Here is a 16,950-nt window from a genome sequence, read left to right on the forward strand (position 1 = left end):
CAAATGAATTTTTTTATTAGATTCAGAAAGGACAAATTTTGACTGTTTTAGAAAAAATCAAAAGAAACTTTCAAAAAAGCAAAGTTAAAGCAGCTTTTGATAAATTTTGATATTGAAAAAGTAGTTTTTCTCGTTTAAAATATTTACTTTTTATTTACTTTATCATTATTTTAATATCAAGTTTATTGCTGTATTCTCCATGAACTCAAAATGTTGCCAGCAATGAACGAATTGGTTATTTAGATGCTGTTTTTACCACAGCTAGTGCTTTTAGTGATACTGGATTAGTTGTTAAAAATACTTTTGAACATTGAAATATTTTTGGACAAGCAATTATTGCTTTATTAATTTTAGCTGGTGGTATTGGAGTTTTTGCATTAAAATTTTTCATTATTACCTATATTTTTCGTAAGCGTACTTCTTCGATTGGAGATATGATTTTGCTCCAAACAGAACGTGGTGGAAGCGAAGAACGTAAGGTTAGTCGTATCATTATTGCTTCTGTAAAATTTTTATTAATTACAATTGTCATTTTTTCAATAATTTTGAGTATTTATTTTTATTTTGTACCTTTTAAAACTACAAATGCAATCGCTAATGAAATTATTTATGATAAAGATCATAATTTACTCTTACAAGATCCAAATGGAAATTGAGGACTAGCGATTCGTTTTGGTATTTTTCACACAATTAGTGCTATTAATAATGCAGGTTTTGATATTGTTTCGGGTAATTCTTTAATGCCTTATTATCAAGATCGTTTTGTTCAAATTTGTTTTATTATTTTACTCATTATTGGTGGTGTAGGTTACCCAGTAATTTATGATTTAAGAAGTTATTTAAAACACAAATTTTTACGTAAAAAACAAAAATATCAATTTACTTTATTTACTAAAGCTTCTTTAATTATTTATTTACTAGTTTTTCTTGTTGGTTTTGGTGGTAGCTTTCTTTTTGAAAGATTTAGCCAAGATCCAAATACTTTATGAAACAAAGGTGATGGACAATATTACGGAAGTTGATTTGATAAGACCTTTGCAATTTTCTTTACTTCCCTTTCAACTCGTAGTGCTGGATTTGCTACTGCTAATATGGATGATTTTACTCCTTCTAGCAAAATTATTTATGTTGTTATGATGATTATAGGAGCTGCACCCGCAAGTACTGGTGGTGGAATTAGAACTACAACTTTCGGAGTTTTCTTAATGTCTATTGTAGGGATGCTATCAGGTCGTCCAAGAGTTAGAATGTTCCGCAGAGCAATTGTAAAAGAAACTGTTGATATGTCAGCTCGTATAATTGGAATAGCTCTTATTATATTATTAACAGCTACAATTATTTGTTCAACTTCATTGGTTAATTTTGATCCTAAATTAGCTCAGTATTCAAAAATTAATGAAACTCAGCAATTTGGAGATGTTGTAAATAACAGTGATATTAAAACTGAAATTGAAAATCTAAGTCAATTCACTTCAGTTGACATTCTTTTTGAAGTTTCTAGTGCTTTTGGAACAACTGGATTATCAAGTGGAATTACTTCAAGTTTAAATAGCGTTTCAAAAATAGCTATTATTATTGTTATGTTCATTGGACAATTTGGAATTTCATCAACATTGTTAGTTTGAAAAAGAAAGAAAAATAAACACGATCGCTTTGAATATGTTGATGCTGACATTGCAATCGGTTAGGAGAAAAAATGAAAGTTAAATACAAAAATGATATAGCAGTTATTGGGACAGGACGCTTTGGTTCTGCAGTAATTGAACAATTAATTAAACTAGAAAAAAATATTTTAGTTATCGATAAGAGTGAAGATGATGTTCGTAATTATGCAGACGAAGTTCAAAAAGTTGTTATTGCTGATGCAGCTGATATGAAAGCTTTAAAAGCGATTCGTCTTGATCAAATGGAAACTGTAGTAGTTGCTGTTTCAGATAATATCGAAATTGTTGCTGCTTTATTAGAGCTAAATGTTAAAAATATTATCGCAAGAGCCAAAACAGAACGTCACGCTCGTGTTTTAAAACAAATTGGTGTAAACGTTATCATTAGACCAGAATACGAATCAGGAACAAGAGCAGCCTTAATTGCTGCTAACAAAAACTTTATTGACTTTTCTGAAAAATTATATGAACTTGAACCTAACTTTGTTATTGGAACTACCACATTAAAAAACATACATTTAGTAGATAAACCTATTCGGGATTTAAAATTAAATGAAAGAGGAATTAACGTTGTTTTAATTAAACGTGATAATGTACCTCATATGGCTTCAGCTAATGGAGTTTTAAAACTAGAAGATAACTTAACTATTTTTGGAAATGTTGCTGATGTAACATCTGCTTTAGAATGATTTAACGAAATTAATGAAGAGACTGATGAAATCGTTATAGAAGAGTAAAATAAAACAATTATTCAATAAATATGAAAAAATATGAAAAAAAATAACACATTTATTATTTTGATCATATTTTTTCTTTTTTTATATCATTTTATTTCTGTTTTTTTGTAAAATATTGGTGGATAGTGGGAGGAAGTGGTATGTTTGGACAACATGTAAGAAACCTAGATGATAAATCTAGGGTTGTTCTTCCACCAGCATTTAAAGAAATGTTGGGAGACAGATTTTTCATTACCGTCGGATTTGATGGAAATGCAGAACTTAGATCTGTCGAAAATTTCCGTAAATATGTTTCTATGCTAGAAGACAAGAGTTATTTCGATAAGAAGGTTAGAATTCTTTCCCGTCTTATAATGGGTAACGCTGTTGAAGTGACGCTAGATAACCAAAATCGGATTAACTTACCAAAAAATCTTAAAGAAAAACTATCCATAAATAAAGAAGTAATTTTTGTCGGAGCTGGTTCAATTATCGAACTTTGAGCTAAAGAACGCTTTGAAGAATTCGAAAATCAGTTTACGTCAGAAGATCTTATTGATATTGCACAGGAGCTTTCGAATAATGGATAATTCGAAATTACATTATTCTGTATTATTAACAGAAACAGTTGAATCATTAAACATAAATCCGGATGGGATATATGTTGATTTAACACTAGGTATGGGTGGACATTCTGCAGCAATTTTATCTAAACTAAAAAATGGTAAATTGTATGCTTTTGATAAGGATGATTACGCATTAGAAAAATCGGACATTCTTTTAAAAAGCATCAGCCCTAATTATCATTTAATTAAAAGTGATTTCAAGGATATAAAATCAAAATTAAATGAACTGGGAATTTACCAAGTAGATGGTATTATTGCTGATTTAGGAATCTCTTCACCTCAAGTCGATCAAGCAGATCGAGGTTTTAGCTACAATAAAGATGCTTATTTAGATATGCGAATGGATCGCACACAAGAATTAACTGCTTATAAAGTAGTTAATGAATATAGTGAAACACAGTTGAGTGATTTGCTATGAAAAAACGCTGATGTTAAGCTTAATTATAAAGTTGCGAAAGCTATTATAGTAAATCGCCCAATTTCTACTACTATGGAACTTGTTGATGTCATTAAGCGTGTTTATCCAGCAGCTCTATTAAAAGCGAAAAATCCTGCTAAAGCTGTTTTTCAAGCCTTACGCATTGAAGTCAATAATGAACTTGCTTCACTTGAAGTTATGCTAGATGATGCACTATCTTTACTTAATAAAAATGGTGTGCTAGCAATTATAACTTTTCATTCTATTGAAGATCGTATTGTTAAAACTTTCTTTAAAGAACAAATTGATAATAAAATTCCTTCAAAAATGCCTATTATGGAGGAAAGAAAATATCAAATTAAACAAATTAAACCTTCTAAACAAGAATTAGAAGAAAATCGCAGATCACGGAGTGCAAAATTAAGGGTAATTAAAAAATTAGTTTAGGAGTATTATGCTAAAGTATTTATTAAATATTCGTTTAGTTAATACTAATCTAGTAAGAGTTGTTTTAATTAAGGCAGAACAAAACAATTATTATAATGGTGGTATTTCTTTTAGCTTTAAATGAAATTCCGGTTCAGAAAAAGCTAAAATTATGAACTTTAGCAAACTTTCCAAATTTTTAAACAAATTACCTGAAAACTCTAACATTATTACAAACGTAATAATAGAAGATTCGCTACTTGAAAATTTAACAGTTACTAAAACAATTACACAATTAACAAGTACGGAAGTTATGCCTAAACTTCTGGAATCTAAACAAATTCAAAAAATTTTAGCAGAGCGAATGCAAAAAGATTTTTTAAACAATGATAGTATGCAATACTTGCACTACAACTATATGTATACAATCAATGAAAAAAAATCAGATACTAATGAAATGATTAAGGTTTATAAAAATTTTCCTTTTGATAAACCATTTAATGTTTTACAGCAACATTCTACTGTTTTTCAATTTTCTAAAAATGAAGTAGTTTTGGCGAAATTGCAGTCATTTTTAAAACAATTTAATTTAGAAAATAACATAACCAATTATTTTTTAAAATCACAAGTGCAAGCCAATGCATTAAGTGAATACAAGAAAACTACGTTATTAGTAGATCTTGGACTAGAAGCAATTACACTTAATAATGTACTATACGGAAAAATTGTTGACTATTATAAATCTAATGTGGGTACTTTAGATTTTGTTAACAAAGTCAAGTCTATTACAAATTTAAGACGTGATGAAATTAATTCGAGATTTAACTATTTATTAAAATTTCAAAACACAGATGAAGATGTTAACTTACAACCGTTTGAAGCAGCTTTGAATAAATTTGCTGAGTGACTTTTAAGTACAATAAAACTCAGAATTGCTGATTTGACTGAAAAAAATGGTGGTAAAATTGTATCAAGAGTAGCTTTTAGTGGTGAATTAGCTTGATTGGTGCAATATTTAGCAGCATATTTTAAGGATGAATTAGATTTTGAACTTATTGTTTTATCAAATTCACAAAATAGCTTTAATTTATTAACTTTAAACGACACAATAATTGAACAAATGTTAACACTTTTAGAAAATAAAAATACCAACGAGCAAGCACAAACACAAACTAGTCAAGTTTACTTGCAAAAATATTCCAAAACTAGTTTTTGAAGTAAAATTAAAGAACTATTAATTAAAGGAGTTTAAAATGAACGAATTATTCGGCGAAAAAATTATAAATAAAGAAAGCGAACAAGAAGCTATTTTTGATAAAAATACTGCGAAAATCGTCCTTAAAGTTATCGGTGTTGGTGGCGGTGGAAACAATGCTATCAAAATGATGCTTCAAGATCGTTTCACAAATGTTGAATTCATTATTGCTAATACAGATGCACAAGCACTTGCAACAAATGATTGTTCTAAAAAAATTCCTTTAGGAAAAGAAGGACGTGGGCTAGGTGCTGGAAGTGATCCAGAAGTTGGAGCTAGAGCAGCTAGAGAAAGTGCTGACAAAATCCAAGAATTCTTAAAAGGTGCTGATGTGGTGGTCATCGCCGCTGGATTTGGTGGAGGAACTGGTACTGGTGCTGCACCAATTGTTGCTGAAATCGCTAAAGGCAATGGTGCTCTTACTATTGGTATTGTTACAACTCCGTTTACTTATGAAGGTACAAAACGTAGAAAAATCGCAAAACAAGGAATTGAAGAACTTAAGAAAAATGTTGATTCATACATTATCTTATCAAATGATAAACTTGCAAAAAGTTTTGGTGACTTACCAGTTGAAGATACATTTAAACTTTCAAATATCTCATTAAAAAACATTATTTTATCAATTCACGACATTCTTTATCGTATCGGATCAATTAATATTGATTACGCTGACGTAAGAAAAATTTTAACTAATGCTGGACTTACTGTAGTGGGTATTGGACAAGCAACAGGAAAAGACCGTGCCGTGAAAGCTGTTGATAAAGCATTTGAACAAAACTTATACGAAAATAATATTAAAACTGCTAAAAGAATTCTTGTTAATATTCAACATGATTCAAAATCAACTATTAATGAAATTCAAGCAGCAATTAACAGAGTACACGAACTCCTTGGTGAAAATCAAGACGATGATGATTACGAATGCATCATCGGACAAGAAATGGTGCAAACTAAAGATAATTCAGAAATTTTCAAAATTTCAATTATCGCAGGTGGTGCCGATATAAATTCAAAATCAGAAGTTTATAACACTACTGGTCCAGCTGATTTAGTTTTAGATCAAGATGTTATTACTAAAGAGGTTACTTTAAATCCTGAGGATTTGCAAGATAGCGAATCAGTCAGTAACTTTCAGAGACTAGATGAGCAAACCGTTGAAAATGTAACTGTGGAACAACCGGAAGTTGAAGAAAAACCACAAGCACAAACCAGAAATCTAGAATCAAAAGAGTTTACTGATAGATTCGCTTCAAACAAAGAATCAGAAACTGAAGCTGAACTTTCAGAACGTAAGAAAAATCATATTTCTACAATTGAAATTAGCTCAATCTTTGATATTAATGAAAACGGAAATTACTCTCGTTTTTACGAATTAGAACCAGAAGATGATGTTGAAGATGATGAAAATACTCCTTGATAATTTGATGTCTTAGAAAAAGTATTAAAGAGTTTTTCGTCAGATTAGCAGAGTCGGTGCTAGTCACGAAACGTGTTTATTTATTAAAGAAAGCAACCAATTTGGTTGCTTTTTATTATTTTTATAAAATGTTTAAAAAATATTGTTTTTAAAAAAATACTTAAATAAATATGTTATTATTTTTATTAATTAGAAGTTATATTTCAAATTAGTTTTTTTAAAAAAAGTAAAAAATATTTTTTTATCAAAATAAGCGTTTTTTAGTGTTTAAATTTAAGATAAAAATAAGCTTTTTTCAATTAAGGAGAGAAAATGAAATTACTTGCAAAATGTAAAGAAATGGCAAATAATTGTCAAGCAAATCAAGTACCACAAGAAATTAATGAAGTTGTTGAAGCTTTTGGTGGTGTTGATAACATTTTAGCGATGAATAACAGTGTGTCTGAATTAAGATACGATTTAAAGGATGTTAATAAGTTAGATAAAGCTACTCTTGAAAAATTAGGAGCTAATAAAATCAAAGTTTTCGATCGTGAAAAACACGTTCAAGTATGCTTTGGTGGTGATGTTCAAGAACTTAACCAATTAGTAAAAAAATATGCTCCACAATTAAAAGAAGAATTAGCTTGTGCTTCTGTATCACAATGCTACTCTGAAACATCAGAAGTTAAAAATGATAGCTGTAATTCTGTATGTGAAACAAAATGTGATGCAAAAGATAATTCATGTTGTGATGAATCTCAAAAAGAATGCTGTCAAGCAAGTTGCGATCAAGTATCGACAGAAGATGATACAGAATTTTTAGCACCAGTAAGCGGAAAAGTTGTTTCACTTGAATCATTAAATGATGGAGTGTTTTCAGAAAAATTAGTTGGTAATGGTTTAGCAATTCAATTCGATTTAAACGCTTCAAAAATGGATGTAATTGCACCATATTCAGGAAAAATTTCTATGATGCCTGCTAACAAAACACAATTAATTTTTACATCTGCTAATGGTGTTGAAACAGTTATGGTTATTGGAAAAGATAGTGCAAAACTTGACGGAATTGGAATTGATGCTCACTTTGGATTAAACGATTCAGTTAGTCGTGGACAAGTTTTAATGACTGTAAATGTTGAGAAATTTAAAGAAGAAAATGTTGATAATAACTTTATTATTTCAACAACTTCAGATTCTAAATTCCAAATACTTTCAGATACATCTACTCAGGCAATTGCTGGAGAAAAGTTATTTAAATTAAATTAATAAAAAAAGCAACGTAAAGTTGTCTTTTTTTATTTTAAAATTCTTTTTTAACTAAAAAATAGTAATTTTTATATAAATATTTTTTATATAAATTTAAAAAGGTATAAAATAAATTTAGCAATTATTAAGGAGCTAAATGACGCTAAAAAAATACACAAAATTTTATGAATTAACATTTTGAAGTTTTTACAGTTTTTTCATAATTTTATTTTTGTGTTTGTTTAGTATTCATTCAGGTTTATTCCTTGGTTATGCTATAGGTGGACTGTTAAGTTATCTATTTTGAAAAATAAATTTAGTTATAGCAAGTTGAGTTTTACGTAAAACAAAAAAAACTTATGGCTATCTCTTTTTTTTATTTAAATCATTAATTGTTTTTGTTTTTCTTAGTTTAGTTTTATATTTTAGTTGAGAAATTAATTTTAGTTTTGCAACTAACGTTTTAAATGAAGAAACTAACCTATTTACTAAAGTTAACAAACCAATCAATCTTTTTACGTTATTATTTGGTTTATCGTTAAACTTTATTGTTATTATTACGCTTAATGTTATTGAACGAATCAAGACAAAAAGCAAGAAAGGAGCGAAGTGAATAAAATAATTGAAGGCTTTTCAAATTGAGCTCAACCACAACTTCTTTCCTTAATTGTAACGGTATTAATTATTACCATTATGTCAATTGTTGTTTTTTTCAAGGTTGACAAAGTTAAAGCTGATACTGCTCCAACTGGTGTAGCTTATATAGCTGAAGCCTATGTTGGTATGGTAGACCGTCAATTTGATGAAGCTGTCGGTGAGCAAAAACTACAAAAAGCAAGAGTTTATATTTTAACTCTTGGAACATTCTTGTTAGTTGGTAATGGAGTTTCAATTTTAGGTCTTGAACCAATTGTTACTTCTTACTCAATTCCTTTAACACTTGCACTTGCTAGTTGATTAGGAATTTTAGCTTCTGGTCTTATATATCAAAAAATTGGTTATATTAAAAAATTTTGAAATCCACTTGAGGTTATTGGTAAAATACCACCATTAATTTCTTTAGGTTTCCGTATTTATGGAAACGTAATTGGTGGTTCTGTAGTTATTTTTATTATTTACTCAATTTTTGCTAATCTTGGAACACCATTACCTAATGCACACGGTGCATCAGGATGGGTTTTATTAGGACCGATTATCACTCCCGTTCTTCACTTTTATTTTGATATTTTTGGTTCAACATTGCAAGCATATGTATTTTCATTGCTTACTATTGTTTACTGATATGTTGAAACAGGTAGTGAAGAAGAAAAATCAAAAAAGAAAAAGAAACACTACGGAAAACAAAAAAGAATTAAAGGTTTAAAAAAACAACTTGAAACTATTTATTAGGAGGTAAATTATGATTGAAAGTATGACAAAATTATTTGAAGCTGCAGCTAACTCAGAAGCAGTTAGTGTTGCTACTCAAACTACAGCAGAAGCTGTTCAAAAAACTGCAGATAGTGGAGTTGCTCCAGACCATGGACTTGTTTCTCTTGGAGCAGGTATTGGTGCTGGACTTGCTGCTGTCGGAGTTATCGGTACAGGTATTGGACAAGGGTATGCTGCAGGTAAAGCTGTTGAAGCTGTTGGTAGAAACCCTGAAGCAGAAAGTAAAATTCGTCTTATGTTAATTATCGGTGCCGGTATCGCTGAAACTGCTGCTATTTATGCTTTCGTTATTGCTTTACTAGTTAAATTCGTTGGATAATTAAAATGAATATTACAAAATTAACTAATTTACTTGAAGATAGACCACAAGTTTCAGATAAATTTGAGCAACTATTTCCAAGTTGACCAATTATGCTAGCGACTATTATTGCTTTTACAATAGTATTCCTAGTACTTTATAAATTAGTTTATAAAAAAGTAAAATCAAAAGTAAAAGAACGTCAAAATTTTATTCAACAAAATATTGACGATTCTGTTAAGCAAAAACAAGAATCTAGTGAAAAGCTTGAAGAAGCAAATTTAAACTTAATTAATGCTCGTAAGCAAGCTGACATAATTGTTACAAAAGCTCAAATTCGAGCTGAAAAAGTTTCAAATCTCTATACTCAAAAAGCAAAAGCACAATCAAAACGTTTACTTGATGAAACTCAAGTTGATATTGAAAATCAAAAACGTGAATTTGAAGAAAATTCTAAAAAATACGTTGTGTCAGTTGCTACTGCACTAGCTGATAAAATTCTCCAAAAAGAAATTTCAGCAGAAACTCAAAACGATATTATTGATCGTTTTCTAAACTCTGATAAGACTGTGGAAGAACTTTAATTATGTATAAAAAACGTAATGTAGCTGCTTATTCTGTTGCTATTTTTGACTTAGTAAAAGAAGAAAAAATGCTTTCTGATTTACATGAGCAATTCGAAAATCTTTTAGAGATTTTTAAAACTCATCCTGAGCTTATTGAATATCTAAAAAATGATTTAATTTCTGAAAAAGAAAGATTAGAAACAATTGAATTAGTATTAAAAGATTTTCACTGAATTTTAATTAATACAGTTAAGGTAATAATGCAAAGAAGAATGATGCCTTTTGTTGTTAAAATTCTTATCGAATACTTAAAATTATCAAATAAAGAACTTAGAATTCGTTTTGTTCGTGTTGTTTCTGCATTTCCTTTAACAGAAGAACAACTAGAAAAAATAAGATTAAAAATTCAAAAAGTTACACGCAGAACAATTGAGATTAAAAGTGTGGTAGATCCTTCTTTAATTAGTGGTATTCGTATTGAATCTCAAACTGAAATTTTAGAAATGAACTACAAACATGATTTAGAGACTATAAAAAATATTATTTTAACAAAGAAACAGAAAGGAGTGTAGATGGCAATTAGATTAGATGATATTTCAGCAATTATTAAAGATCGTATTAAAAATGTCGGTAATACTGCTGATTTAAGTGAAATTGGACAAGTTATTTCTATCGGTGATGGTATTGCAGTTGTTTCAGGTTTACAAAAAGTTAAAAACTCTGAAATTGTTGAATTCACAAACGGTGTTTATGGACTTGCTTTAAACCTTGAAGAAGAAACAGTCGGTGTTGCTCTTTTTGGTGATGCTAATTCAGTTTCTGAAGGTGATACTGTTAAAAGAACAGGACAAGTTATTTCAGTAAATGTTGGAAACGAACTTCTTGGTCGTGTAGTTGATGCATTAGGAAATCCGATTGATGGTAAAGGTCCAATTACAACTAATAAAAGAAGTGAAATCTTTAAAGTTGCGTCAGGAGTTATGTCACGTCAAGAGGTTAATCAACCTCTTGAAACAGGTATTATTGCTGTTGACACAATGATTCCAATTGGTAAAGGTCAACGTGAACTTATTATTGGAGACCGTCAAACTGGTAAAACAGCGATTGCAATTGACACAATTATCAACCAAAAAGGTAAAAATGTTAAATGTGTTTATGTTGCAATTGGACAAAAAAATTCTACTGTTGCTCAGATTGTGCAAAAACTTTCTGATGTAGAAGCTTTAGAATATACAACTGTTGTTGTAGCAGGTGCTAGTGAGCTTGCTCCACAACAATACATTGCACCATATACAGGTGTAACAATTGCAGAAGAATGAATGTCTCAAGGACAAGATGTTCTTATTGTGTATGATGATTTATCTAAACATGCTATTGCATATAGAACACTTAGTCTTTTATTAAGAAGACCACCAGGACGTGAAGCTTACCCAGGAGATGTATTCTACTTACACTCACAATTACTTGAACGTGCAGCACGCTTAAATAAAAATTTTGGTGGTGGAAGTATTACTGCTTTACCGATTATCGAAACTCAACAAGGTGATATTTCAGCTTATATTCCTACTAATGTTATTTCAATTACAGATGGTCAAATTTTTACCAAAGAAGCTTTATTTAATTCAGGTCAAAGACCTGCAGTTGATATTGGTTTTAGTGTTTCACGTGTTGGTTCAGCCGCACAAACTAAAGCAATGAAAAAAGTAGTTGGGTCATTAAAACTGGAATTAGCTCAATATAATGAAATGCTTGCTTTTGCACAATTTGGTTCTGATTTAGACGATTCAACTAAAAGCATTTTACAACACGGTGCTAAAGTGTATGAATTATTAAAACAAGAACAATATTTCCCAATTTCACAAGCTGCACAAAGCATTCTACTTGTTGGTATTAAGGAAAGAATTATTAACCCTCTTCCAGTTGAAAACATTCGTGAATATCGTGATGCAGTTCTTGCTTGAATTGCTCATGATGGACAAGAAGAATACGCTTTAATTTCTAGTGAAGGTGTAATTAGTGATGAAAATTACGCTAAAATCGAAAGTGCACTTGTACGTATTGTAAAATCAATTATTGCAACTATTCCAAATTATGACAGCAGAATGCATAAACCATTTCCAAGCAAATATCAAGAAGCATAGTTATTATTTATGGCGAACTTAAATAGTTTAAAAGGTAGAATTTCTGTTGTTTCTAACACACAAAAAATCACTAATGCTATGGAGCTTGTTTCGACAGCTAAACTAAGAAGAATTCGTAGTGAATTTGAAAGTATTCAATCTTATTTAGATTTATTAAGTGATACTTTTGAAGGATTAATTGCTCATGTTCAACCTGAAGATTTTTATGCAATTTTTCCAAATAATTCAAATGTTAAAGCAAAATTATATGTTTTAATTACTAGTGATTTAGGGCTTTGTGGTTCATATAACACAAATGTTATTAACTTATTAAAGTCAAAAATTCAACCTGAAGATAAAATTATTGTCATTGGGACAAAAGGATTCAGTTTACTTAATTCATCACAACTTAAAGAACAAATGATTGGACAATATTTAAATTATGGTGAAAAAGTAAGTTATCAAATTGGAAACCAAATTACTAAAATTGCAATGGATTTATATTTAAACCATGAAATTTCTGAAATTAACTTGATTTACACGCAATTTATTAATAATATGAATCAAGAACCGGTTATGAAAACTTTATTCCCAATTGAAATTGAGCGTAAAGTCAAAACTATTTCCCAAGCAATTGAATTTGAACCAAATGCAGAAGTAGTATTAAAAAATTCGATTCCACTTTACATTGGTAGTTTAATTTATTGTTTAGGAAGTAGCTCAAAAATTTCTGAGATGGCTTCACGTCGTAATGCTATGGAAAATGCTACAAACAATGCTAATGACTTGATTCACGATTTACACTTACAATATAACCGTGAGCGTCAAAGAGTGATTACTCAAGAAATTAATGAAATTGTTGCTGGTGCTGATGCAACATAGAAAGGAGTTTGTATGATTAAAAATCAAGGTACAATAGTACAAATTTTAGGTCCTGTTGTTGACGTTCGTTTTCAAGAAGGTAAGTTACCTAAATTGTTAAATGCTTTAACGGTTGAACACGAAGGACAAATTTATACTTTTGAAGTTGCTCAACATATTGGTGATGATACAGCCAGAACAATTTCAATGGTTTCAACAAATGGGTTACAAAGAGGAATGATTGTAACCGATACAGGTAAAGCTATTTCTGTTCCTGTTGGGAATGCTGTTTTAGGAAGAATGTTTGATGTTCTTGGAAATCCAATTGACGAACAACCTATTGCTGATGATGTTGAGAGATCACCTATTCACGCTGCAAGTCCTTCATATGAAGAACAAAAAACTACATCAGAAATTTTAGAAACAGGTATTAAAGTTATTGACTTACTTATCCCTTATGCAAAAGGAGGGAAAATCGGTCTTTTTGGTGGAGCTGGAGTTGGTAAAACTGTTCTTGTTCAAGAATTAATTAACAACATTGCTTCACAACATAATGGACTTTCTGTTTTTGCTGGTGTTGGAGAAAGAACACGTGAAGGGAATGACCTTTACTACGAAATGAAAGCAGCAGGTGTTTTGGATAAAACAGCTTTAGTCTTTGGACAAATGAACGAACCACCAGGTGCACGTATGAGAGTTGCTCTTTCAGGTTTAACAATGGCTGAGTATTTTAGAGATAAACAAAATCAAGATGTGCTTCTTTTCATCGATAATATTTTTAGATTTACACAAGCAGGAAGTGAGGTTTCAGCTTTATTAGGAAGAATGCCTAGTGCTGTTGGATATCAACCTACACTTGCTACTGAAATGGGTGCATTGCAAGAAAGAATTACTTCTACACGTAGAGGTTCAATTACTTCAGTTCAAGCGGTTTACGTTCCAGCTGATGACTTAACTGACCCAGCTCCTGCAACAACTTTCACTCACTTAGATGCTAAAACAGTTTTAGACCGTGGGATTGCTGCTCTTGGTATTTATCCTGCTATCGACCCACTTAACTCTTCATCTAGACTTTTAGATCCACTAGTAGTAGGACAAGATCACTACTCTGTTGCTCAAAATGTTGTAGCAATTTTACAACGTTTTAAAGAATTACAAGATATTATTGCAATTCTTGGTATGGGTGAATTATCAGAAGAGGACAAAAAAATTGTTGCTCGTGCAAGAAGATTGAGAAATTTCCTTTCTCAACCTTTCCACGTTGCTGAAAAATTCTCAGGTATCCCTGGTGCATATGTTCCACTTCAAGATACAATTTACAGTTTTAAAGAAATTTTATCTGGTAAATATGATGAATATCCAGAAGATCTCTTTAGATATGCAGGAAATATTCAAGATGTAATTGATCGTTTTGAAAAATTAAATGCAAATCAAAAACAAGAAGCTGAAAAAGTAGAAAAAGATGGCGACAAATAATATAAAAGTTACAATTACTACACCAGATGGTGTATTCTTTGAAGGAGATGCACCGATTGTATCTTTAAAAACCGCTGCAGGTTACATCGGTTTACAAGCTAATCGTACTCCACTTTTTAGTAATGTAGAAATTGGAAAATTGATTATCGGATGAGAAAATTCAGATGATTCAATTAAATGTTGAATCGGTGGCGGTATTGTCTATGCTGATTCTGAAAAAGTTAATATTATTACAGAAGATATTCTTAATGTTAAGGATATTGATGTAGCTCGAGCTCAAAGAGATGTTGCTGAAATTCGTCAAAAAATGAATTCAAACATAGGTAAAGAAAGCAGCATTGAGCTTTCAAAACTTGAGATTAAGCTTAAGAAGGCATTAAACAGAGTTGATACTTATAATCAATTTAATAATAAATAATGTTATGAGGTGATAATTTTATTTATCACTTCATTTTTCATAATTTTATTTTATATATAATACTTATGAAAGGACGATATGTTAAATTTTATTCAAACAAGATTAGATACTAAAATTAGACGTGCTACATTTTTAGCGGGACTTACAATTTTATTACTGCTAGCTATTTCATTTATTGTAGTACTTGTTGCGGATGGGAAAAGTAATTTTGAAATTATTACTTCTCTCCAAGGACAAAATAAACTAAACGATGAAAATTTAAGTACATTAATTCAGCAAGGTTTATTTATTAATTTTAAGTCATCGTTTTGACATCGAACAATGACTTTTACTTATTTAAGTAATTTTGCAATTGGCTTAGCTTTAACTTTTTATTCTTTATTTATGAATAAAAAAGGTTTAAATAATTTTGTAGTTTGAAGTAGCATCTACATTTTTGTGACATTTTTAATTTTTTGATCTTTAGTTTTCCCAGGATTGTTTAAAAGTGGTGTATATAAACCAGATAGGTTAATAGCATCTTTAATTACGCACTTAATTAATCCTCTTATTGCAATTATTTTTATTGTATTAAACCGTAAAAAATTAGTATATACACATAAATGAATTATAGCTTCTATTATTCCGATGTTTATTTACTACTTTTTTGCTATGATAATTTATTTTAATGCATTACCTACCTCGCATCTTTTAGCCAAAAGCGTGACAGATTTAGAGGTATGAAAACTACAAGATAAATTAGGATTAACAATTTATGGATTTTTAAATTTTGAATATCCTTTATTTTATCATGGTGATTCAACAGCATTAAAAGTAGTTTTTAACTTAATAATTGTTTTGGTTGGTGTGGCTTTACCTATTGGGATTGGTTACTTGTGAAAATTAGTTTGCTTAAAAAAGTAGGGAAGTAAAATGGAAACACCATTAAAAAAAGAAATTCTGTTTATTGATTTTGAAGCAATAACTCCGAATTTATTTGATAAATATACAGATTATTTAGTCAAAGAAGAAATAATTTATTGCTTTACTATTGGTAAAGTTATTAATAAAGCTCATTTTGTAAAAAAAACATATTTTGTAGATTTAAAAGCTTTTGATTTTAAAGTTTATCAAACTTTATTAAAAGCAACTCTTTATCAAGCTATTTTTGATTTTGTGGGAAAAGAAGTAGAAATTAATTCTGATAACATTACACTTTATGGTTGAAGTCCTGTATTAGAAACTAAAATTACTTCGCGTTATCTTAAAATACCAACTCAATCTTTAAATGATAAAAGTGTATCTTTAGATGATGTTTATAATTACATGGAAAGCGGAGAAGTAGATATTTTTGAACCTATACGTGATTTAAAAATAAATACTAAACACAACTTTAACTTGAAAACTGTACAAAAAACAGGCTTATTAGCAAGTTATTTAGGTTTTGTCATTTTCATGTATCAAAATAATTTTCCACCTGTTAAAAATTCGATTACTTATGATGAATATTTATTAATTTGCGATACTCTTACCAAATATAATAGTTTAGATGTTGAAAAAATGTTTTACATTTTAAAAAATATTAAAGAGGCTACTAAAGCTATTGAACATTTAACTGAAATTAACGCTAAAATTCTCCAAATTTCTAGTCAAATTTCTAAACATCATAATTTTTTAACAATAATTAAATCTAATTTAGGTTTAAAAAAACCTGATATTTTTATAAACAAGTACTTAGAAAATTTAGAACAAGAAAATTTTAAGTTTCAAACCAAAATAGAGAAATCAAATCAAGAAGATGAAGTGTTGATTCGGAATTTAAAAAGAAATATTAAGCAAAATGAGTATTTAATTAAACGTTTTAAAGCTGATTCAAATTGCAAAACTGTTAAAAATGTGATTACCAAATATTCTAAATATATTAATACTTTAGAAAAATCAAAAAATCAACTTAGAGAACAAAAAAAGTTAGGTAATTCAACTAAAATGAAAAGAAAAGTACCTAACAACATAAAATAAAGTAAAAAAAGTATAAAAATGCTTTGAAAT

17 protein-coding genes are annotated in these 16,950 nt (G+C 29.5%); all 17 read left to right on the top strand.

What is annotated here, in order from left to right; translation table 4 throughout:
• The first annotated feature begins 38 nt into the window (after positions 1-38).
• The 17 genes from EI91_RS02895 (at position 39) to EI91_RS02980 (ending at position 16,920) form a co-directional block, all read left to right on the top strand.
• Positions 39-1,688, top strand: coding sequence for a TrkH family potassium uptake protein (locus tag EI91_RS02895; RefSeq protein WP_156954237.1), 1,650 nt, complete (start codon positions 39-41; stop codon positions 1,686-1,688).
• Between the two features lie 8 nt (positions 1,689-1,696).
• Entirely contained in the window at positions 1,697-2,401 is a 705-nt protein-coding gene (locus EI91_RS02900) for a potassium channel family protein (RefSeq protein ID WP_036452905.1), read from the top strand.
• 140 nt (positions 2,402-2,541) lie between these two features.
• A complete protein-coding gene (locus tag EI91_RS02905; protein WP_036452906.1) occupies positions 2,542-2,970 on the top strand; it encodes a division/cell wall cluster transcriptional repressor MraZ in 429 nt (142 codons plus the stop codon).
• Positions 2,963-3,871 carry a 16S rRNA (cytosine(1402)-N(4))-methyltransferase RsmH gene (gene rsmH, locus EI91_RS02910; RefSeq protein ID WP_036452908.1) on the top strand — a complete coding sequence of 303 codons (909 nt, stop codon included), beginning with the start codon at positions 2,963-2,965 and terminating at the stop codon, positions 3,869-3,871. Before EI91_RS02905 ends, rsmH begins: the two co-directional genes overlap by 8 nt.
• 7 nt (positions 3,872-3,878) lie before the next feature.
• Positions 3,879-5,102 carry an MAG3720 family protein gene (locus EI91_RS02915; RefSeq protein WP_036452910.1) on the top strand — a complete coding sequence of 408 codons (1,224 nt, stop codon included), beginning with the start codon at positions 3,879-3,881 and terminating at the stop codon, positions 5,100-5,102.
• Position 5,103: 1 nt separating this feature from the next.
• Positions 5,104-6,528 (top strand): cell division protein FtsZ, encoded by a 1,425-nt coding sequence (ftsZ, locus tag EI91_RS02920; RefSeq protein ID WP_156954238.1) that lies wholly within the window; start codon positions 5,104-5,106, stop codon positions 6,526-6,528.
• A 309-nt stretch (positions 6,529-6,837) separates the two neighbouring features.
• Positions 6,838-7,773 carry a PTS sugar transporter subunit IIAB gene (locus tag EI91_RS02925; protein WP_051789183.1) on the top strand — a complete coding sequence of 312 codons (936 nt, stop codon included), beginning with the start codon at positions 6,838-6,840 and terminating at the stop codon, positions 7,771-7,773.
• Positions 7,774-8,361: 588 nt separating this feature from the next.
• Positions 8,362-9,141 carry a F0F1 ATP synthase subunit A gene (locus tag EI91_RS02935; RefSeq protein WP_036452914.1) on the top strand — a complete coding sequence of 260 codons (780 nt, stop codon included), beginning with the start codon at positions 8,362-8,364 and terminating at the stop codon, positions 9,139-9,141.
• A 10-nt stretch (positions 9,142-9,151) separates the two neighbouring features.
• Positions 9,152-9,502, top strand: coding sequence for an ATP synthase F0 subunit C (gene atpE, locus EI91_RS02940; protein WP_036452916.1), 351 nt, complete (start codon positions 9,152-9,154; stop codon positions 9,500-9,502).
• A 5-nt stretch (positions 9,503-9,507) separates the two neighbouring features.
• Positions 9,508-10,065 carry a F0F1 ATP synthase subunit B gene (gene atpF, locus EI91_RS02945; RefSeq protein WP_051789184.1) on the top strand — a complete coding sequence of 186 codons (558 nt, stop codon included), beginning with the start codon at positions 9,508-9,510 and terminating at the stop codon, positions 10,063-10,065.
• A 2-nt stretch (positions 10,066-10,067) separates the two neighbouring features.
• Positions 10,068-10,619, top strand: a complete 552-nt coding sequence (gene atpH, locus EI91_RS02950) for an ATP synthase F1 subunit delta (RefSeq protein WP_036452918.1) — start codon at positions 10,068-10,070, stop codon at positions 10,617-10,619.
• Positions 10,620-12,188 carry a F0F1 ATP synthase subunit alpha gene (gene atpA, locus EI91_RS02955; protein ID WP_036452920.1) on the top strand — a complete coding sequence of 523 codons (1,569 nt, stop codon included), beginning with the start codon at positions 10,620-10,622 and terminating at the stop codon, positions 12,186-12,188.
• A gap of 9 nt (positions 12,189-12,197) precedes the next feature.
• The gene (gene atpG / locus EI91_RS02960; RefSeq protein ID WP_036452921.1) at positions 12,198-13,049 is read left to right on the top strand and encodes an ATP synthase F1 subunit gamma; all 852 of its coding nucleotides are present in this window, start codon (positions 12,198-12,200) and stop codon (positions 13,047-13,049) included.
• Between the two features lie 12 nt (positions 13,050-13,061).
• Positions 13,062-14,504: a F0F1 ATP synthase subunit beta gene (gene atpD / locus EI91_RS02965; protein ID WP_051789185.1), complete on the top strand. Its 1,443-nt coding sequence runs from the start codon at positions 13,062-13,064 to the stop codon at positions 14,502-14,504.
• Positions 14,491-14,922, top strand: a complete 432-nt coding sequence (locus EI91_RS02970) for a FoF1 ATP synthase subunit delta/epsilon (protein WP_036452922.1) — start codon at positions 14,491-14,493, stop codon at positions 14,920-14,922. Before atpD ends, EI91_RS02970 begins: the two co-directional genes overlap by 14 nt.
• A 78-nt stretch (positions 14,923-15,000) precedes the next feature.
• Positions 15,001-15,825, top strand: coding sequence for an MAGa3780 family membrane protein (locus EI91_RS02975; RefSeq protein WP_036452926.1), 825 nt, complete (start codon positions 15,001-15,003; stop codon positions 15,823-15,825).
• A gap of 9 nt (positions 15,826-15,834) precedes the next feature.
• The gene (locus EI91_RS02980; RefSeq protein ID WP_036452928.1) at positions 15,835-16,920 is read left to right on the top strand and encodes a hypothetical protein; all 1,086 of its coding nucleotides are present in this window, start codon (positions 15,835-15,837) and stop codon (positions 16,918-16,920) included.
• Positions 16,921-16,950 lie beyond the last annotated feature (30 nt).

The organism is Mycoplasma buteonis (genome assembly GCF_000733865.1).
Lineage (GTDB): Bacteria > Bacillota_I > Bacilli_A > Mycoplasmatales > Metamycoplasmataceae > Mycoplasmopsis > Mycoplasmopsis buteonis.